The organism is Paracoccus sp. L-17 (genome assembly GCF_056857655.1).
Genome location: NZ_JBSXNM010000028.1, coordinates 1 through 18,638, shown reverse-complemented (window position 1 = coordinate 18,638; position 18,638 = coordinate 1). Strand labels below are relative to the sequence as shown.

Sequence of the window (18,638 nt, the reverse complement as noted above, 5' to 3'; positions counted from 1 at the left end):
GAGCCCGAAATCAAGACTCTTAGCGGAAATCAGTTTAGCAGAAGGAATCCCCATGGCACGCGCCCAAGGCGCGCGGTCGCAACTCGCGGCCGCGTTCGAGACTGTCTACGGCACCCCGCCCGCCAGCGGCTACACCCGCCTGCCCTTCGCGTCCTCGACGCTCAGCGCCGAGCAGCCGCTGCTGAGTTCGGAACTGCTGGGCTATGGCCGCGATCCGCTGGCCCCGGTCAAGGACGCGATCACCGCGGACGGCGATCTGACCATCCCCATCGATGCCGAGGGTTTCGGCTTCTGGCTCAAGGCCGCGTTCGGGGCGCCGACCACCACCGGCACTGCGCCGGGGCCATATACGCATGAGTTCCGCTCGGGCAACTGGACGCTGCCGTCAATGTCGATCGAGACCGGCATGCCGGAGATCCCGCGCTTCGCCATGTATTCCGGCGTGATGGTCAACCAGCTCAGCTGGACCATGCAGCGGTCGGGGCTGCTGACCGCTACGGCGCAGCTTGTGGCGCAGGGTGAGACCGTCGCCAGCACCTCGCAGGCCGGCACGCCCGCCGATCTAGACCTGATCCGCTTCGGGCATTTCAACGGCGCCATCACGCGCAATGGCGCGGCACTGGGCAACGTGATCTCGGCGCAGATCACCTATGCCAACAATCTCGACCGGATCGAGACCATCCGCAGCGACGGCATGATCGACGGGGCGGATCCGACGATTGCCGCGCTGACCGGACAGATCGAGCTGCGCTTTGCCGACATGGTGCTGATGAACCAGGCCATCGCGGGCGGGCCCTGCGAATTGGAATTCGCATACACCCTGACCAGTGGCGAAAGCCTGACCGTCACCGCCCACGCAGTTTATCTGCCGCATCCGCGCCTTGAGATCAGCGGCCCGCAGGGCATTCAGGCCAGCTTCGACTGGCAGGCGGCGAAGGCCTCCAGCCCGGCGCGCATGTGCACCATCACCCTTGTCAACGATATTGCAGGATACTGATCATGATCCGACTGAACCTGACCACCGAACCGCGCTGGATCGAACTGCTGCCCGGCCTGCGGCTGCTGGTCTCGCCCGTCACCACCGCAATCATGGCCTCGGCCCGTGCCGACGTCAGTCTCGACCGCCTCGATCCTGATGCCCCGAAGGAGGTTCTCGCCGTCGCCATGGCGCAGGCGGTGGCCCGTCGCGTGGTCAGCGAATGGGAGGGGGTCGGCGATGACGATGGCAATCCCCTTCCGGTGACGCCCGATGGCATCGACGCCCTGCTGAACATCTGGCCGGTGTTCGAGGCGTTTCAGGAGAAGGTCCTCGGCCCGCATCTGATGCTGGATGCGGAAAAAAACGCCTTCGCGCCCTCGCCGAATGGCACTTCGGCGGGGGCGACCAATATTGCGCAGCCTGCCCCGGACAATGCGCGGACTGCCCTGCCCGACTGAACGCGCCGGAAACGCACGAGGGCTGGCAGGTCTGGGATCTGGCCGGGCGCCTGAGCGGGCAGGTCCGGGCCATCCCCGGCGCGGTTCTCGGCTGGGACATGGGCGCGGCTCTGGAAATGGGTCGCGCCCTTGGCGTTGCACCGCTGGCAGTCGCGGAACTGCTGCCGGTGATCGAGGCCGAGATGATCCGCAAGTCCAACCAGAAGATCGAGGAAGGCAGAGGCGATGGCCGAGAAGAAAGTTTCCGTTCGTCTCGTCGCTGAGAACGGACGGCAGGTCCGGGCGGAACTGGAGGGCGTCGGCAATGCCGGCGCCGCCAGCTTCAAGCGCCTCTCGGCCGAGGTCGACACCGCCGGCGTCATGCTGCGCCGCCTCGCCGGCATCGCCGCCGGTGCGCTCAGCATCCGCCAGGTTGCGCAATATGCTGACACCTGGACGGACCTGCGATCCCGCGTCGATCTGGCGACCGGATCGCAGGAGAAGGGCGCGCTGGTCATGGAGCGTCTGGCTGCGATGGCCCGGCGCACCTATTCAGGGATCGAGCAGACCACCGAGTCCTGGCTCGCCAATGCCACCGCGCTGCGCGAGCTCGGCCTGTCCACGGCCGAGAGCCTCGATTTCACCGAGGCGCTGAACAACGCCATGGTGGTCTCGGGCGCGAAGGCCGAGCGCGCCGCCTCGGTCCAGAACGCGCTGTCCAAGGCGATGGCGCTGGGCAGCCTGTCGGGCGACAACCTGAACACGGTGATCCAGACCGGCGGCCGGGTGGCGGAACTGCTGGCCGACGAACTCGGGACCACGGTTTCCGGCCTGCGGCTGATGGGCCAGCAAGGGGCGATCACCGGCGAGGTGATCCGCACGGCGCTGGTCGGCAATCTGGAGCTGTTGCGCGAGGAAGCCGACTCCATGCCGGCCACCATCGGCGACGCGTTCACGCTGATCGGCAATGCCGCGCTGCAACTGGTCGGCAGCTGGGACCAGATGGTGGGGGCGTCGTCTTCGGTGGCATCCGCGCTGATCTTCCTGGCCGACAACATCGAGCGGCTGGCCTCGATCGGCATCGCCTTCGCCGCATTCATGGCCGGGCGCTGGGTCGCCGCCTTCGTCGCGGCGAGGGTCGCGACCTTCAGCCTCGCCACCGCGCTGACTGTGCTACGCGGGGCGCTGATCCGCACCGGCATCGGCGCGCTGATCGTCGCGGCGGGCGAGCTGATCTATCAGTTTTCCTCGCTCGTGAAATCGGTCGGGGGCATCGGCACGGCATTCAAGCTGCTCGGCGATGTCGCAAAAGAGGTCGGCCAGCGCATCGTCCTGGCCTTCCAGGCAGCCTTCGCCCTGCTGAATGCGGCTTGGGACGGGTATCGGGCCTATGTCTTCACCGTCCTCGACCTGATCGTGACCGGCGCGGTCACCGCCGTCGACCGCACTATCGCGGTCTGGCACGGCGGGTTTGAGGCGATCAAGGCGATCTGGGGTCTGCTTCCCGATGCCATCGGCGATCTGGCGTTCAAGGCGGCCAACGGGCTGATCGCCGGGGTCGAGGCGATGCTGAACGGCGTCGTCACCCGGATCAACAGTTTCATCTCCGGCATCAACGCCGCCCTCGCCATGCTGCCCGAATGGGCTGTCGGCGAAGGCGGAGCGCAGATCGGAACCTTGGACCCGTTCAACATCGGCCGCATCGACAACCCGTATGCCGGGGCTGCTGGCGATGCCGCTGCGGCTGCTGCTGGCGCATTCGCCGATGCCTGGGACCGGACCTATATCGAGACCCCGGACCTGTTCGGCGATCTTGCCGACGAAGCCGCGGCGGCAGCGGCCGCGCATCTCGACGCCGCGCAGGCGCTGGGCGCGGCGGCGGTCGCGCCGCTGGAAAGCTGGCAGGCGCTGAAGGATGCGGTCACCGCCTCGGGCGAGGATGGCGCGAACGCGCTGGATGATGCCGCTGGCGCGGCCGAGCGGGTTGCCGGTGGCGTGGATCGCGCCGGTGGCGCTGCGGGCCGCGCCGGTGCTGCCGGGCGGCAGGCAGGCGAGGATGTCAAGGAGGCAGCAAATGATGCACTTCTGGGCTGGGATGCGGTTACCGAATCGCTCTCCGACTATGCCGAAAAGGCCCGCAGCATTGGAGGCGATATCGGCAATACGCTGGTCGGGGCCTTCCAGAGCGCCGAGAACGCGGTCGGGGATTTCGTCAAGAGTGGCAAGCTGAGTTTCAGCGATCTGGTGACCTCGATGCTGGCCGACATGGCGAAGCTGGGCGCGAGGCGCTTCCTGCTCGGGCCGCTGGCCGGAGTTCTGTCGGGCTTCATGCCGGGGATGGGCGCGGGCGGGCTCTTCGCCAACATCTTCCATGACGGCGGCATGGTCGGCGGGGCCGCGCCCGGCCGCATGGTGCCAGCAATGGCCTTTGCCAATGCCCCGCGTATGCACAACGGCGGCTGGGCCGGCCTGCGCTCGGACGAAGTGCCGGCGATCCTGCAGCGCGGCGAGCGGGTACTGTCGCGGCGCGAGGTCGCCAGCGGCGCAGGTGGGGTCACCATCAACATCAACGCCCGCGATGCAGAAAGCTTCCGGCAGTCCCGCGCGCAGATCAGCGCCGATATCGCCCGCGCGGTGTCGTTCGGCCACAGGAGCACATGATGGCATTTCACGAGGTCCGGTTCCCGGACAACATCAGCCGCGGCGCGCGCGGTGGGCCAGAACGACGCACCCAGATTGTCGAACTGGCCTCCGGCGACGAGGAACGCAACGCAAGCTGGGCGAACAGCCGACGGCGCTATGACGTGTCCTACGGTATCCGCCGCGCCGACGATCTGGACGCCGTGGTTCAGTTCTTCGAGGCCCGCAACGGCCGGCTGCACGGGTTCCGGTTCAAGGATTGGGCCGATCACAAGTCCTGCAAGCCGAGCGAGATGCCGACTGCTGCCGACCAGTTGATCGGCACCGGCGACGGGGTCACCACACAGTTCCAGCTGGTGAAGCGATACGCCTCCGGGGCGCAGACATGGGTTCGGACCATCACCAAGCCGGTGGCGGGCACGATCAGCATCGCGCTGGGCGGCATCGAGCAGGTTTCCGGTTGGTCGGTCGACACGACAACCGGGATCGTCAGTTTCACCACCGCGCCCGGCGCCGGCGTGACCATCCGTGCGGGGTTCGAGTTCGACGTGCCGGTCCGCTTCGACAGCGATGCACTGGACGTCACCCTCGATATCGAGCGGCTCGGCTCGATCACCTCCATCCCGCTCGTGGAAATACGCCGATGAAATCCCTGTCCCCTGCCCTGCAAGCCCATCTGGACGATGGCACCACCACCTTGGCCTGGTGCTGGAAGATCACCCGTGCCGATGGTGTGTGTTTCGGCTTCACCGACCATGATCGCCTGCTGTCCTTTGGCGGCATGGATTTCGAGCCGGAAAGCGGCCTCTCGGCCTCGGAAATCCGATCTGGCTCGGACCTGTCGGTGGATTCGCAGGATGCCGAGGGCGCGCTCACGTCCGACCGGATCACCGAGACCGATATTCTGGACGGGCGCTGGGACAATGCGCTGGTCGAGGTCTGGCGGGTGAACTGGAGCGCCCCGAGCCAGCGGGTGCTGATCCGGCGCGGCGCCATCGGCGAATTGCGGCGTGGACGCATGAGCTTCGTGGCCGAGGTGCGCAGCATGGCGCATGTGCTGGGCCAGACCGTCGGCCGGGTCTATCAGGGCACCTGTGACGCGGCGCTGGGCGACGCCCGATGCGGCGTGGGCCTGAACGACCATGTCTATCGAGGAACCGGCGCGGTGCTCGATCCGATCCGCGATCAGGCCTTCACGGCATCCGGCATCAGTGGCTTCGCCAATGGCTGGTTCGCCTTCGGGGTGCTGGAATGGGCATCCGGCGGCAATTCCGGTCGCCGCGACGAGATCGTTCTGCACGAAATCGCCTCCGGCGTCGTCACCATCACGCTGCTGGAAGCGCCGGTGCGGGTGATCACCACCGGCGACACCTTCACCATCCGCGCCGGCTGCGACAAGCGGCCGGAAACCTGCGCGGCGAAGTTCGCCAATATCCTGAACTTCCGCGGCTTCCCGCATATCCCCGGCCAGGACGCGGTTGTCCGTTATGCCACGTCTGATGGTGGCCATGAGGGGGCGGTGTTGTGATGGGCGCGGCAGTGGTTGCACCGCCCGCAACATCTGTTGCCCGGCCCGCCGATCCGTTGCGGGTGATCGCCGCGGCGCGCGGCTGGCTCGGCACGCCCTATCACGACCAGGCCAGCCTGCGCGGCGTCGGCTGCGATTGCCTCGGGCTGGCGCGCGGCATCTGGCGGGAGGTGGTTGGCTCCGAAACCCTGCCGGTGCCACCCTACAGCCGCGATTGGGGCGAAGTCGGGACGCGCGAGATTCTGGCCGACAGCGCGGCGCGGGTGCTGATCCGCATCGACCCCGAGACGGCCGGTCCCGGCGCTGTGGTGCTGTTCCGCATGAGGGCCGGAGCCATCGTCAAGCATGTCGGTATCCTGACCGGCGAGGACAGCTTCATCCATTCCTATGAACGGCTCGGGGTGATCGAGGAACCGCTCACGACCGCATGGCGGCGGCGCATCGCCTTCGCCTTCCTGTTTCCCCGCCCGCACAAGAAGAAGACCTGATCCATGGCCACAATCCTTCTCGGCGCGGTCGGCACCGCCATCGGCGGCGGCTTTGGCGGCACCATTCTCGGGCTTTCGGGCGCCACCATCGGCGGCATGATCGGCTCCGGCATCGGCTCGATGGTCGATAGCTGGATCGTCTCGTCGATGATGCCCGGCCAGCGCATCGAGGGCGCGCGCATGGACAGCCTGCGCGTGACCTCCGCGACCGAAGGCGTGGTGATCCCGCGGCTCTACGGACGGATGCGCATCGGCGGCAATATCATCTGGGCGACCGATTTCCGCGAGGAGGTGAACACCCGCCGGCAGGGCGGTGGCAAGGGCGGCGGGCCGAAGGTCACCAGCACCGAATACAGCTACTATGCCAGCTTCGCGGTGGCGCTCTGCGAAGGCCCGATTACCGGCATCGGGCGCATCTGGGCGGATGGCAAGCTGCTCGATACCTCCGCGATCACCATGCGCTGGTATCCCGGCGACGAGACGCAAGGGGCCGATCCGTTCATTGCCGCCAAGATGGGGGTGCCGAACACGCCGGCCTATCGCGGCACCGCCTATGTGGTGTTCGAGGAACTGCTGCTCAGCGATTTCGGCAACCGCCTGCCGCAGCTTTCCTTCGAAGTTTTCCGCCCGCTCGATGATCCCGACACCGCCGAAGGGTTGGTCGAGGCGGTGACCATCATTCCGGCCTCGGGCGAATGGGCCTATGCGACCGAGATTGTGCGCAGGACCGAGGGCGGGCGTTCGGGATGGGGATCGAGCGGGCAGATCGTCGGCGGCACGACCGCCGCGGACAATGTCCATGCACTGCCCGAGACGCCCGACATGCTGGTCTCGCTCGACCGGCTCGAGGCGATGGTGCCTGCGGTCACCGGCGCCTCGCTGGTGGTGTCGTGGTTCGGCGACGACCTTCGGGCCGGCAATTGCAACATCCGGCCCAAGGTCGAGATGGCCGAGAAGGCCACGGCGCCCGAATGGCGCGTGAACGGCGTCCCCCGGTCGCAGGCCCTGGTGGTCAGTCAGGACGATCAGGGTCGCCCGGTCTACGGCGGCACGCCGGCGGATTTCTCGGTGGTCGAGGCAATCCGTGAGATGAAGGCGCGCGGGCTGAAGGTGACTTTCTATCCGTTTCTGATGATGGATATCCCGGCCGGCAACGCCCTGCCTGATCCTTACAGCGACAATGAAACGACCATCGGCCAGCCGGTGCTGCCGTGGCGCGGCCGGATCACCTGCTCGCCAGCGCCGGGCTTTGCCGGGAGTGTGGACAAGACCGCTGCCGCCACGTCGCAGGTCAATGCGTTTTTCGGCGCAGCGCAGCCGGGCGACTTCTCGATCTCTGGCGAGACCGTGACCTGGACCGGCGCGGCGAATGATTGGGGCTTCCGCCGCATGATCCTGCATTACGCCCATCTCTGCGCGGCAGCCGGCGGCGTCGATACCTTCCTGATCGGCTCGGAAATGCGCGGGTTGACGCAGATCAGGTCGGGGGCAGCGAGCTATCCGGCCGTGCAGGCGTTGCGCGATCTCGCCGCTGCCGTCCGCGCGATCCTCGGGCCCGCCACGAAGATCAGCTATGCCGCCGACTGGTCCGAATACTTCGGGCACCACCCGCAGGATGGCAGCGGTGACGTGTTCTTTCACCTCGACCCGCTCTGGGCAGATGCGAATGTCGATTTCGTCGGCATCGACAATTACATGCCGCTGTCCGACTGGCGCGATGGCTGGGACCATCTCGACGCGCAGACCTGGCCCTCGATCTACGACCAGGCTTATCTGCAAAGCAACATCGCCGGCGGCGAGGGCTTCGACTGGTTCTATGCCAGCGATGCCGACCGGATCAGCCAGACCCGCACGCCGATCACAGACACCATCACGCCTCACCCCGGTGGCGAGGTGATCGACACGATGCCGGGCAGCGCGCCAAACTACAATATTGCGCCCGGCTCGGCCTTTGCGACCACCGTTCCGGTGCGCAGCAACAGCATCACCCATGCCTGCACGGTTCAGATTCCGGCCACGCTGTCTGACGGCCTGATTTACGAGATCAGCAACGGCTTGAGCGGGATGTGGTTCGGCTTGATGGACGGGTATCTGCGCCTGTTCTTCCAGCATAATGCCGTCCTTCCGTCCGCGAACCGGGTCCGTGTCGCGCAGGTACCCGCCGCTCCCTACGCGGGGCAGACGGTCGATCTGACCACGGCTTTCGATCAGGAAACAGGCGAGTTGTGGTTCGCCATCGATGGTCTGGTTGCCGACAAGGTCGGTTTCGGCGGGCCCGTAGCAGGCCAGTGGGGCGGGAACTCCGCCTGTGGCTACGGGGTCGCGAATGGCCCCGTGCCGGGTGGCGCGCTCACGACAGACAGCCCATGGGCAGGATCACTGGTCAGCAATCTGCAAATCTGGTCGGTGGAGGTCCCTGCCACAATGGATATCCCGCCCGGTACAACCGAGCCATGGGTTTTCCGCTACAAGGATATCCGCGCATGGTGGGCCAATCAGCATCGCAACCGCCCCGGCGGGGTTCCGGCATTATCGCCGACCGCATGGGTGCCCCAGTCGAAGCCGATCCGCTTCACCGAGCTTGGCTGCCCTGCCGTGGATCGCGGCACCAACCAGCCCAACGTGTTCCATGACCCTAAATCCTCGGAGAGCTTCTTCCCGCATTTCTCGCGCGGCTGGCGCGACGACGCCATCCAACGTGCCTATCTCGAGGCCACCTGGCTGCACTGGCGCGAGCCGGTCAACAACCCGATCTCGGCGGTCTATGCCGCGCCGATGGTCGATATCGCGAACAGCGCCGCCTGGACCTGGGATGCGCGGCCCTATCCATTCTTCCCCGAGCTTTCCGATGTGTGGTCGGATGGAGGCAACTGGCGGCTCGGGCACTGGCTGACCGGGCGGCTGGGCGCGGTCTCGCTGGCGGCGCTGGTGCGGAGCCTGTGCCTGCGCGCCGGGCTGCCGGAGGCGTGGATCGACACCTCCGGGCTGACTGGCGCGGTAGATGGTTATGTGATTTCGGCGCTGGAATCGCCGCGGACCTCGATCACCATGCTGGCGCGGCATTTCGGCTTCGATGCCGTCGAGAGCGAGGGCCGGATCAGGTTCGTGATGCGCGGCCGTGCGCCAGTGGCGGTGATCGCGCCCGACGACATGGTGGCCAGCGGCTCCGGCGACGTCATGGAACTGACGCGCGGCCAGGAGACGGAACTGCCGCAGGCGCTGAAATGGCAGGTGGCGCGCGCGGACGAGGATTATGACGGCATCACCGTCGAGTCCCGCCGCATTGCCGTGAGCGCCAGCAGGGTATCCTCGGACAGCTTTCCGATGGCGGTGCCGCCCGAGGAAGCCGACCGGCGCTGCCGCCGGGCGCTGATGGAAGCCTGGATCGGCCGCGAAACCGCCGCCTTCCGCCTGCCGCCATCGCGGCTGGCGCTGGACCCGGGCGACGTGATCGCGCTCGACCACGATGGGCGACACTCGGAACTGCGGATCATTTCCACCTCGGATGCCGAGGCGCGCAGCACTGAGGCCATCCGCCAGGACCGGGACGCCTATGATCTGCCGCCCGGCAGTCCGCGCCCGGCCTCGCTGACGCAGCCGGTGGTGTTCGGGGCACCGCTGGCGGTGATTCTCGACCTGCCGCAGCTGACCGAGGATCATGTCGCGCATCACCCATTGATCGCCGCCCATGCCCGACCATGGCCCGGCCGGATGGCGGTGTTCCGCAGCCCGGAGACTTCCGGCTTCGACCTGCTGACCACATTCACCACCCGGGCGCGGATGGGCGTTCTGGTGGCCGATCTCCATTCCGGCCCGACCTCGCGGTTCGACTACGGCAATTCGGTCTGGCTGGACCTGCCGACCGGCACGCTGGAAAGCGTCACCGATCTGCGCCTGTTCGGCGGCGAGAACACGATCGCCGTCGAGCAGCCGACCGGCGACTGGGAGATCCTGCAATTCTCGCAGGCCGAACTGATCGCGCCCGGCCGCTATCGCCTCTCGCGCCTGCTGCGCGGACAGCGCGGCACGGATGTCGACATGGCCGCCATGGTGTCCGCGGGTGCGCGGGTGGTGGTGCTGGATACGGCGCTGGCAGAACTTCCTGTCGCCGAGGCCGATCTGGGCCTGCCGTGGAACTGGCGCATCGGCCCGGCCAGCCGTCCGGTCAGCGATGACAGCTTCGCCGCACTGGCCTTCACACCGCGCGGCATCGGGCTGCGGCCCTTCGCGCCCGTGCATGTCGAGCAGCCCTGGCGGCGCGCGCGGGTTCCGGGCGATCTGACCATCCGCTGGATCCGTCGCGACCGCTCGCTCGCCGCCGATAGCTGGAACGCCGCCGAGGTGCCGATGACCGAGGCCAGCGAGGCGTGGCAGGTCGACATCCTCGACGGCGCAACCGTCAAGAGATCCTTGACGACTGCGACCGCCAGCGTGGTCTACACCGCGGCGCAGCAAAGCGCTGATTGGGGCGCGCCGCTCGGCCCCGGCGCAGCCCTCACCATCCGCATTGCCCAGATCGGGCAGGCCTTCGGCGCCGGGGCTGCCCCCGTCACCACCCTCTGGTTCTGATCAGGAGACAATCCATGTCTGACACCACAGCGCATCTCGCGCTGCCCTTCATCATGGCCGCGCAGGCGCAAAAGCACGTCACCATGAACGAGGCGCTGCGCATGCTCGACGGCATCGTGCAACTGGCGATCCTCGATCGCGACCTGACCACGCCGCCAGCCAGCCCGGCCGAAGGCGACCGCTACATCCCCGCCAGCGGCGCGGTTGGTGCGTGGTCGGGCTGGGCGGGGTCCATCGCCTACGGGATCGACGGCGCCTGGATGCGGATCCTGCCGAGCGCCGGCTGGATGGCCTGGATCGAGGACGAGGCGCAGGCCATCGTCTGGACCGGATCGGCGTGGATCCCGGTTGTGGATGCCATGGGCTTCATCGCGCAGGCCGCCTCGGTCGCCGTGGCTCGGGAGGCAAATGGCGCCAGCACCGGCATGGCGGTGCTCGAGGAAACCCTCTCCGGCCTTTCCGGGGCCAGCCGGGACTCGACCATCGTGATCCCCAACCGCGCCATCGTGCTCGGCGTATCCGTGCGGACCGTGACCGCGGTGCTGGGCGCCAGCTCCTTCGACTGCGGCGTCAACGGCGAGCCCTCGAAGTTCGGCGGCGCGCTCGGCGTCGCCGTGGGCAGCAGCAATATCGGCGTCATCGGCCCGACGGCGTTCTATGCCGACACGCCCGTGCGCCTCACCGCCAATGGCGGCAGCTTTGCCGGCGGCGCGGTGCGCATTGCCATCCATTACCTGACCTGCGCCGCGCCGGACTGAACCCATGGGAGAGAACCTCATGGACAGCATCCGCGAATGGTGGGGCGCGATCATGGCGGCAACCGGGCTGGGCGTCTGGCTGGTCCGTCTTGAAGGTGCCTCCAAAACCGCCCTGCGCGAGATCTCAAGGCTGGAAAAGCAGCTCGACGCCGACCGCCAGGCGATCTCGGAAACCCGCAAGGAACAGTACGAGATGCTGCGCGAGATGCGCGCCGACATCAAACGCCTGCTGGAACGCAGCGGTCCCGCCCGCGACTGACCGACGCCCAACCCGACCATCCACCCACCCCGCCAGCGCGCGGGGTATTTTTTATGGAGAGAACCATGTCTGTGGCGAAAGAAACCATCGAGCACGTCAAGCGCTGGGAGGGCCTGCGGCTGGAGGCCTATCCCGATCCCGGCAGCAAGGACGGCACCCCCTGGAGCATCGGTTACGGGCACACCTCGGACCGCTTCATGACAGTCCACAAGGGCCTGAAGATCACCGAGGCACAGGCCGAGGCCGCGCTGGAGCACGATCTGGGCGAGGCCGAGGATATCCTGCGCCGGCTGGTCAAGGTGCCGCTCACCGATGGGCAAAGGGCGGCGCTGACCAGCTTCGTCTTCAACATCGGCGAGGGGCAGTTCGCCAGTTCCACCCTGCTCAGAAAGCTGAATGCCGGCGATCATGATGCCGTGCCCGATCAGCTTGCGCGATGGGTCTATAATGACGGCAAGAAGATGACCGGGCTGGTCAACCGCCGCGCGGCCGAGATCGGCCTGTGGTCGAAGGGCAGTTTTGTCTCGTCGCGCACGGTCGAGGCCGCAGTCCCGCCCCTGGTCGAAAAGCTGGTCACGCCGGAAGTGCTGACAGCGGCGGGCGGCGCGCTGGCCGGGCTGACCGGGACGCTGCAGGGCGACGGGCCGGTCTCCTTCGCGCTGTCAGCGCTGATCGTCATGGCCGGGGCCTGGGTGCTGTTCCGGCTGATCAGGCGGGCCTCGTGATGCTGGCCCGCTTCAAGTCCTGGTTGGCGTTCATCGCCGCCGCCCTCCTGTTCATACTCGGCGCGCGGCGCAGCGGCGAGAAGGCCGGGCGCGCCAACGAACGCCTCGAAAATCTAGAAAGGACCAATGATGCGCGTCAAAGGATGCTGGAAGCAGCCAGCCGCCGCCCTCATGATCGCGACGCTCTCGCTGAGCGGCTGCGTGACGGAAAGTTCTGACACCGCACTCTGCCCGCCCGTGGTCGAGTACAGCGCCGCTGATCAAACCCGCGCCGCAGTCGAGGTCGAAGCGACGCCGGAAAACGCGGTTCTGGTGCGGATGATGAGCGATTATGCCGTCCTGCGCGATCAGGCGCGGGCCTGCAGGTGAAAACCGGGCCGGGCGCGCCATGCAGGAAGCGCCAGACGCCTCGACCGCAGCGCCATGCCCGGCCCGGTTCACGGATTCACAGGTTCAAAAAGCGGCAGGGATTCGCTGCGCGGGGATGATCGCACGGGAGGCCCCGGTCTGTCCCGCGCTGAGATGGGCACAATTGTGCGCATGAGAAGAACGACGCCTATGCAGTATCCTGCTCGCTCAAAGCGATATAACTCCCTTGGCGCAGGAAACTGGAGCGTTACGGCCTCACCTTGGCATAGCAACGCCGCCGGTGCAGGTTACGGCAACACCACCACCCCGCCCCAAATCTGAAGGATCGCGCTTGGCCCATTTTTTCACTGCAGATACTCATTTCGCAGATGACCCCGTGCGGCGCTTCTTCGGCCGGCCCTTTGCGTCGGTCGAGGCGATGGATGCCGCGATGATCGCTCGTGCCGGCATGGTCGGAGCCGATGACGATCTGTGGATCATCGGAGATTTCGCCGCCTGCGAGACCGAGGCGGGGCGCATGGCCGCGCAGGCGGGTTTTGCCGCGCTGCCGGGGCGGAAACATCTGGTGCGCGGCAACCACGATCCCGACTGGCTGGTTCAAACGCTGCCATGGTCCTCGGTTCATGATCTGGTCGAGATCGGCATCGGAGAGCGCCGCTTCGTCCTGTGCCACTATCCGCTGGTCACCTGGAACGGCGCGCGGGCCGGAGCGATCCAGCTTTTCGGTCATGTCCACACCCGCTGGCGCGGTGCTGAGGGTCAGGTCAATGTCGGTGTCGATCAGTGGGGCTTTGCTCCCGTCAGCGCCGATCAGGCAGAGCTGGAGGCCTTGATGCTGCCGTCGTCGCCGTTTCAGCGAATGGCAGAGGGAGTGGAGTGAAAGGGAGGTGATCTGAATAGTCAGAAAATACTTATGCAAGGGCTATCGCCTCCAGATAATCCTTGCCTATTGAGTGAACTTCTGATCGTGAGAAAAACGCCCTGATCGCGCACATCCATCGCCACTCAACTTGAGGGAAGTAAAGATTAATCCGTCAGACCGAATGATCCGCAAGGAAAGAGGGGCTATCTTCGGGAAAAGACTCGTCTTCACCCTTCCCTTCAAAAAAATTCTTCAGAGGCTTGATGACGTGCTTCTTTATATCCCTTTCATCTCTCAAGGAAAAAACAGGAACAGCAAAGAAGAAGGCGCCCGAACACTCTCCATCAGATTTCCAATGCCAGACACGGGGAGAAAACCGAGCAATGCACTCTAAATTATCCTCATCTTCTGGATTAAAATTCTCAGCATACATATAATATTCCTCCCAACCCTCAGTCCGCACTTCAGGCCGCGACCAGCAAGCAATCAGGCTTGGCTGACCTCGCCAAGGCCAGTTCACATCAAGCATTTCGTCAGAGCCATCGTGGATAATCAGGTGGATTGATATGGTTCCAAACTGCCTTGGCCTTCGGCGCCTGTCTGCCGGCTCTTCAGTCCAAATCTCTGCATGCATTGATCGGGACATGCAAATCCAATTATTTCCCGCATACTCGTCATCAATTTTACTGTTAAAGCGCACCTCGCCCCCATCGAAGCACTCTCCTTCGATCATCTCTTTCAAGCTATCCATAAGCACATCCAAGTGCGCTGCTGAGCGATGGATATTCCTAACTGATTGCCAGAGATTCCGCGCACTGTTTTCCTGCTCCGGAGTCAGCATTTCATTTTTCCTTTCCACTTATAGTGATCATCTTGAACTGATATCATTTTCTGATTGAGCCATGGCGGATCGCCATCCGCCCTGAAGCAATAGGAACCGGATCCGACTGGATAACAATGCTGGTCGCCAAAACCGTGAAATATTCGACCGAATTCCGTTTTTCGCAAGAACCCCATGATCATGTCGGCCCACTGCCCTGGAGAGTCAGTCGGGTTGGCGACGGCGCGCGCCACATCACGCGCCACATCGCGCCACGAACGAGCGTTCGAAAATATTCGATCGGGGCTGAAATCAAACGGCAAGGTGGCGTCGCCCAGAAGCAAGATGGCGAGGACGTTCTTGCCGGGATAAAAACTCCTCACCGCTCGAATTTCTTTATCAAGTTGATCAGGTGAGAGTGGCGCATACCATTTCACCTCAACGATTGCGATTCTATCCCCTGCATGTAGAAGCACGTCAGGCTCTACCCGCCCTCCATCAATTCGCATTCCTTGCGGCCAAAGTTCAATTTTTACTTGATTGCACTCAGGCGGGTTAAACTCTTGCCAGGCCTTATGGCCAAGTAGAAGTTTTAGCGCCCTGCGCTTGGCTGCTTCATCTAAAAGGTCAAGGCTTCCGAAAACAGCGGAGGTTACGAGGTCCTCTTGCGGCCTTCTCTTTAAGTCGGTTCCATGAGTAGTCACCCGGTCGAATAGCCAATGGGCTTTCCCTTGCGCAACGGCTTTCAGCATGTAAATATTTCCTGCAACATCTTATCATGTCGGTGACTGGATTTTTTATCAATACAAGGCAGAACCAGCCGAAATAGCATCACCACGATTCTATTTATTCATTTCCACTTTGTCCTTCCATCTGGCCAGATACCACTCCATTTCCTGCCGCCCCCCGGCTCGGAACCGCACCACCAGCGAACCGTCGGGCAGCCGCTCCACCTCCTGCTTCGGGTGGAACACATAGGCCGCCGCTTCATCCGCCACTTCGGGCAGAAACCGCCATTCCACGTCCTCCGGCTCCTCGCGCCAGATGCCGAAGCTTTCGGCCAGCCAGTCCTGCAGGTCGAAGCCCTCGGGGCGTTCGTAGATGTCATCTTCCAGCGCGATCCGCTCGAAGCCGGCCAAGGCAAACAGGCGCAGGTCGTCCTGGTATTCGCTCCAGGCCAGCAGGTATTGCCGACCCTCGCCGAACAGCATGGCGATCGGGCCAAGCCGGGTGTCGCGCGACAGCTTGCCCGAGGCCCGGGCGCGGTGGTCGGCCGAGATCATCGCGCCGGCAAGGATCGCCTCACGCAGGGTGGACAGGATCTCCGGCGCGATGCGTTCGCGCGGGCCGGGGCGGAAGGCCACGCCATCGGCCAGGAGCTGCGCCTCCAGATCGGCGGAGACGCGACGGCGGCGGTCGGCACGAAACATCGCCTGCACCTTGGCCAGCAGGAGTTCCAGGGTTTCGGCCGTGGCAAGATCGCCCTCGCGCCGGGCAATTGCCACAGCACGGTGACCGGCGCCGAGTTCATCCAGCGTCGGCTCCTCCATCTTGCCCAGCGTGCCGGGCGGAAAGCGCCAGTATTTCTGACCCTGCGGACCGGGGCGCTCTTCCAGCTGCGGATAGGCGCGCAGCACGGCATCGCGCATCCGCTCGGCCGTGCGCCGGGAAACGTCGAAAGTACGCTCGATATCGGCGATGGAAACTCCCTCCGCCGAGCCCTGCATCATCAGGGCCAGTTTCAGCAGGTCTTCCTGACGTGAATAGCGCATTGGTTTCCCTGTTTTCCGCGCCTCACATTCCTTGCGGATGCTCGCAAGGTCAACGGCCGAAGCCGATGGCCCTTGTCTTGCCTTCCTTGGCCTCGGATTCACGCCGCAACTCCTCAAGAATGGCCGCGGGATCTTGTTGGCCGAGGGCACGCATCCTGCGGGCGACATTGGCAAAGTCCCCCGCTGCCAGCCGGTCGAGCGCCCGGACATCACCATGCACCGGCGCATCGAAATGCGCACGCCATGCCAGTGGCAACTGATCCTCGCGCAGCCAGTCGAAGCGGATGCGGAAGGTGAAGCGCCGCTGGGTCGCCGGATCGAGGTTCTCGGCGAGGTTGGTGGTGCAGACGAAGGGCAGTGGATGGCTTTCCATCCAGGTCAGCATCTCATTCACTTGGCTGACCTCCCATTGGTGCGAGGCGTTGCGCCGGTCGGCCAGCAGGCTGTCGGCCTCGTCGAAGATCAGCAGCGCGCCCTCCGCCCGCGCATCGGCAAAGACCCGCGCGATGGCCTTCTCGCTGCCGCCGACCCACATCGACAGAAGGTCCGAGGCGCGTTTCTCGATCACCGGCAGGCCCAGCTGCCTGGCCAGATGCCGCGCCCATGCGCTCTTGCCCGTCCCGGCCGGACCATCGAGGCAGAAGGATACCCGCGGTGCGGTATCGGCGCCTGCGAGCTGCGCCTCCAGTAAGGCAAGATCGTTGTCGGCATTGGCCAGAGCGGCTTCCCACGCAATTTCGGAATGATGGCGCGGCGGCGGCGCGATCCCGCCATTGGTCAGCTTGGCCGAAGCTCCCAGAACCTGCCCGAACGTCTCGATCCCGCCGCCGCAGTCCCGCGCCACGCGCATCGCATCGGACACCAGCGCCGGGGGATGGTCGTGGACCCCGGCCAGCGCCATCAGCGCGCCCGTCTCGGCCAGCGGCCGATGCCGATCAGCGAGCCTTTGCCAGATGCGCTTGCGTACCCACTCGGACGGCGTGCGCATTTCGACGGAAAAGGTCATACGGCGCAGGAAGGCCGGATCGCAGGCCTCAATGGAATTGGTGGTCCAGAGCGTCGGCACGGGATTGGTTTCGAGCAGCCGGTTCGCGAAGACCTTGGAGATCCGCTCTGGCCGGAAGAACGACGGCATCGCGCCACCGAACAGGTCCTCCATTTCGTCCAGCAGCAGCACAGTATCTTGCCGCGCCGACAGCATCCGTCCGGCAATGCCAAGTTCGGCCAGCCGCTCGCCCCGCGACGGCTCTTCGCCGCTGTCATCAGCCTCGCCGATGGCGCGCAGGCTGGCCCCCACTTCGCGGGCAAGCACCTTGCAGAATTCGGTCTTGCCCGTGCCCGGCGCGCCATAAAGCAGGATGTTCACGCCCGGCGTGCCGTTCACGATCGCATTGGTCAGCAGTTTGCGCATGAGATCAGCGCTTTCGCCCAGCCCCTCGAAGTCCCGCCATTCGGCCTCAGGTGCGGGCGCTGGGGGAAACAGCAACGCAACCAGTTCTTCGATGTCATCGACATCCGCCCGCATGACATCCGCCAATCGAGGTGAAACAGCGTAAGGAACTTTCTGGCTGGACCAGTTGCGACCCTCGTTCTGCAACAGGCCTGAAGCTTTCAGCCGTGCATCGGGACGCAGTGCCGTTCTGACTTCCCCTTGCTCAGCGCCCGAGAATTGCGCGACGAGGAAAAGCAGGGTCACCTCCCTCGTTTCCAGCGCCTGATCGACTACATGCTCGAACATATCGAAGATGCGATAGTTGGCGAAGAACTCGAGGATCCGCGCCTCGACCTCCGTCAAGCAGAAGTGCTCGCCGATCCGCGTCGCATTTGCCCGCACCACATTGTCGTCGCTAGCGCCAGCTTCCTGGCTGAGATCATCCAGCAGACTGCGCACCCTCCCCCACCAGGCAGCACCGGGCCGGGTCCGCGGGCGCTCAGGGCATTCCACGTCGGTCAGATACTCGATCCATCCCGGCAGCTCCTTGGCGATCTTGCTTCCGGGCCCAAAGCGCTCTGCCAGGGAGGAGACTAGGTCGAGCGCAAGGTGTTTTTCGCAGGTCATCTTTTCCCTCCGTTGATGAGGAGAAGATAATCCGCGCCCCCGTCAGATTCGGACGCATCTGTCGTCCGCTGCCAGTGAATGTCGGCGAATGCGGGCCGATGCCGGTTTTGGTTCCGGGTGTTGATGTGGCGTTGATGTAGAACGCGAAAAGGCCGATGGTATAAAAATACCATCAGCCTATCTATTTGATCTTTCTTGATTTTCTGGTTGCGGGGACAGGATTTGAACCTGTGACCTTCAGGTTATGAGCCTGACGAGCTACCGGGCTGCTCTACCCCGCGCCGGTTTGAGCTTTTTCTGGCGGGCTGCTCGGGCCCCTGGGTTGGGCGCGCGGGTCCTGGCCTGCGCTGCCTTTCATGTCAGAGAATCTGTC

At 64.9% G+C, this 18,638-nt stretch carries 16 protein-coding genes, 1 tRNA gene and 2 pseudogenes; 14 read left to right on the top strand and 5 right to left on the bottom strand.

The annotated features are described in order from the left end of the window. Positions 1 to 52: 52 nt before the first annotated feature. The 14 genes and pseudogenes from AC13CR_RS03835 (at position 53) to AC13CR_RS03770 (ending at position 13,632) form a co-directional block, all read left to right on the top strand. On the top strand, positions 53 to 997 hold the full coding sequence (locus tag AC13CR_RS03835) for a phage tail tube protein (RefSeq protein WP_482900334.1): 945 nt from the start codon (positions 53 to 55) through the stop codon (positions 995 to 997). A gap of 2 nt (positions 998 to 999) precedes the next feature. Beyond that, a complete protein-coding gene (locus tag AC13CR_RS03830; RefSeq protein WP_482900333.1) occupies positions 1,000 to 1,437 on the top strand; it encodes a hypothetical protein in 438 nt (145 codons plus the stop codon). Next, entirely contained in the window at positions 1,434 to 1,700 is a 267-nt protein-coding gene (locus tag AC13CR_RS03825; RefSeq protein ID WP_482900366.1) for a DUF7697 family protein, read from the top strand. The genes AC13CR_RS03830 and AC13CR_RS03825 overlap by 4 nt, the downstream gene beginning before the upstream one ends. After that, entirely contained in the window at positions 1,663 to 4,077 is a 2,415-nt protein-coding gene (locus AC13CR_RS03820) for a tape measure protein (protein WP_482900332.1), read from the top strand. The genes AC13CR_RS03825 and AC13CR_RS03820 overlap by 38 nt, the downstream gene beginning before the upstream one ends. After that, a complete protein-coding gene (locus AC13CR_RS03815) occupies positions 4,077 to 4,703 on the top strand; it encodes a phage distal tail protein, Rcc01695 family (protein ID WP_482900331.1) in 627 nt (208 codons plus the stop codon). The genes AC13CR_RS03820 and AC13CR_RS03815 overlap by 1 nt, the downstream gene beginning before the upstream one ends. After that, positions 4,700 to 5,584 carry a DUF2163 domain-containing protein gene (locus tag AC13CR_RS03810; RefSeq protein ID WP_482900330.1) on the top strand — a complete coding sequence of 295 codons (885 nt, stop codon included), beginning with the start codon at positions 4,700 to 4,702 and terminating at the stop codon, positions 5,582 to 5,584. The genes AC13CR_RS03815 and AC13CR_RS03810 overlap by 4 nt, the downstream gene beginning before the upstream one ends. Further along, the gene (locus AC13CR_RS03805; RefSeq protein ID WP_482900329.1) at positions 5,584 to 6,072 is read left to right on the top strand and encodes an NlpC/P60 family protein; all 489 of its coding nucleotides are present in this window, start codon (positions 5,584 to 5,586) and stop codon (positions 6,070 to 6,072) included. The genes AC13CR_RS03810 and AC13CR_RS03805 overlap by 1 nt, the downstream gene beginning before the upstream one ends. Before the next feature lie 3 nt (positions 6,073 to 6,075). Beyond that, positions 6,076 to 7,956 (top strand): annotated as a pseudogene (locus AC13CR_RS03800) (baseplate multidomain protein megatron); the annotation flags it as partial. Positions 7,957 to 8,520: 564 nt separating this feature from the next. Further along, positions 8,521 to 10,641, top strand: a pseudogene (locus tag AC13CR_RS03795) (baseplate multidomain protein megatron); the annotation flags it as partial. A 14-nt stretch (positions 10,642 to 10,655) separates the two neighbouring features. Continuing rightward, positions 10,656 to 11,399: a DUF2793 domain-containing protein gene (locus tag AC13CR_RS03790; protein WP_482900328.1), complete on the top strand. Its 744-nt coding sequence runs from the start codon at positions 10,656 to 10,658 to the stop codon at positions 11,397 to 11,399. 4 nt (positions 11,400 to 11,403) lie between these two features. Continuing rightward, entirely contained in the window at positions 11,404 to 11,658 is a 255-nt protein-coding gene (locus AC13CR_RS03785; RefSeq protein ID WP_482900327.1) for a hypothetical protein, read from the top strand. A gap of 65 nt (positions 11,659 to 11,723) precedes the next feature. After that, entirely contained in the window at positions 11,724 to 12,383 is a 660-nt protein-coding gene (locus AC13CR_RS03780; protein WP_482900326.1) for a lysozyme, read from the top strand. A 129-nt stretch (positions 12,384 to 12,512) separates the two neighbouring features. After that, entirely contained in the window at positions 12,513 to 12,752 is a 240-nt protein-coding gene (locus AC13CR_RS03775; protein ID WP_482919988.1) for a hypothetical protein, read from the top strand. 376 nt (positions 12,753 to 13,128) lie between these two features. Continuing rightward, the gene (locus tag AC13CR_RS03770) at positions 13,129 to 13,632 is read left to right on the top strand and encodes a metallophosphoesterase (RefSeq protein ID WP_482900324.1); all 504 of its coding nucleotides are present in this window, start codon (positions 13,129 to 13,131) and stop codon (positions 13,630 to 13,632) included. 154 nt (positions 13,633 to 13,786) lie between these two features. Here the strand turns inward: AC13CR_RS03770 and AC13CR_RS03765 are convergent, their stop codons facing one another. The 5 genes from AC13CR_RS03765 to AC13CR_RS03745 form a co-directional block, all read right to left on the bottom strand. Next, the gene (locus AC13CR_RS03765; RefSeq protein ID WP_482900323.1) at positions 13,787 to 14,455 is read right to left on the bottom strand and encodes a hypothetical protein; all 669 of its coding nucleotides are present in this window, start codon (positions 14,453 to 14,455) and stop codon (positions 13,787 to 13,789) included. Further along, complete coding sequence (locus tag AC13CR_RS03760; protein ID WP_482900322.1) at positions 14,449 to 15,186, bottom strand: hypothetical protein; 738 nt, start codon at positions 15,184 to 15,186, stop codon at positions 14,449 to 14,451. Before AC13CR_RS03760 ends, AC13CR_RS03765 begins: the two co-directional genes overlap by 7 nt. A gap of 90 nt (positions 15,187 to 15,276) precedes the next feature. Continuing rightward, on the bottom strand, positions 15,277 to 16,206 hold the full coding sequence (locus AC13CR_RS03755; protein ID WP_482900321.1) for a helix-turn-helix transcriptional regulator: 930 nt from the start codon (positions 16,204 to 16,206) through the stop codon (positions 15,277 to 15,279). Between the two features lie 49 nt (positions 16,207 to 16,255). After that, the gene (locus AC13CR_RS03750; RefSeq protein WP_482900320.1) at positions 16,256 to 18,265 is read right to left on the bottom strand and encodes an AAA family ATPase; all 2,010 of its coding nucleotides are present in this window, start codon (positions 18,263 to 18,265) and stop codon (positions 16,256 to 16,258) included. A 204-nt stretch (positions 18,266 to 18,469) separates the two neighbouring features. Next, positions 18,470 to 18,546: transfer RNA gene (locus AC13CR_RS03745), tRNA-Met, on the bottom strand. Positions 18,547 to 18,638: the final 92 nt, after the last annotated feature.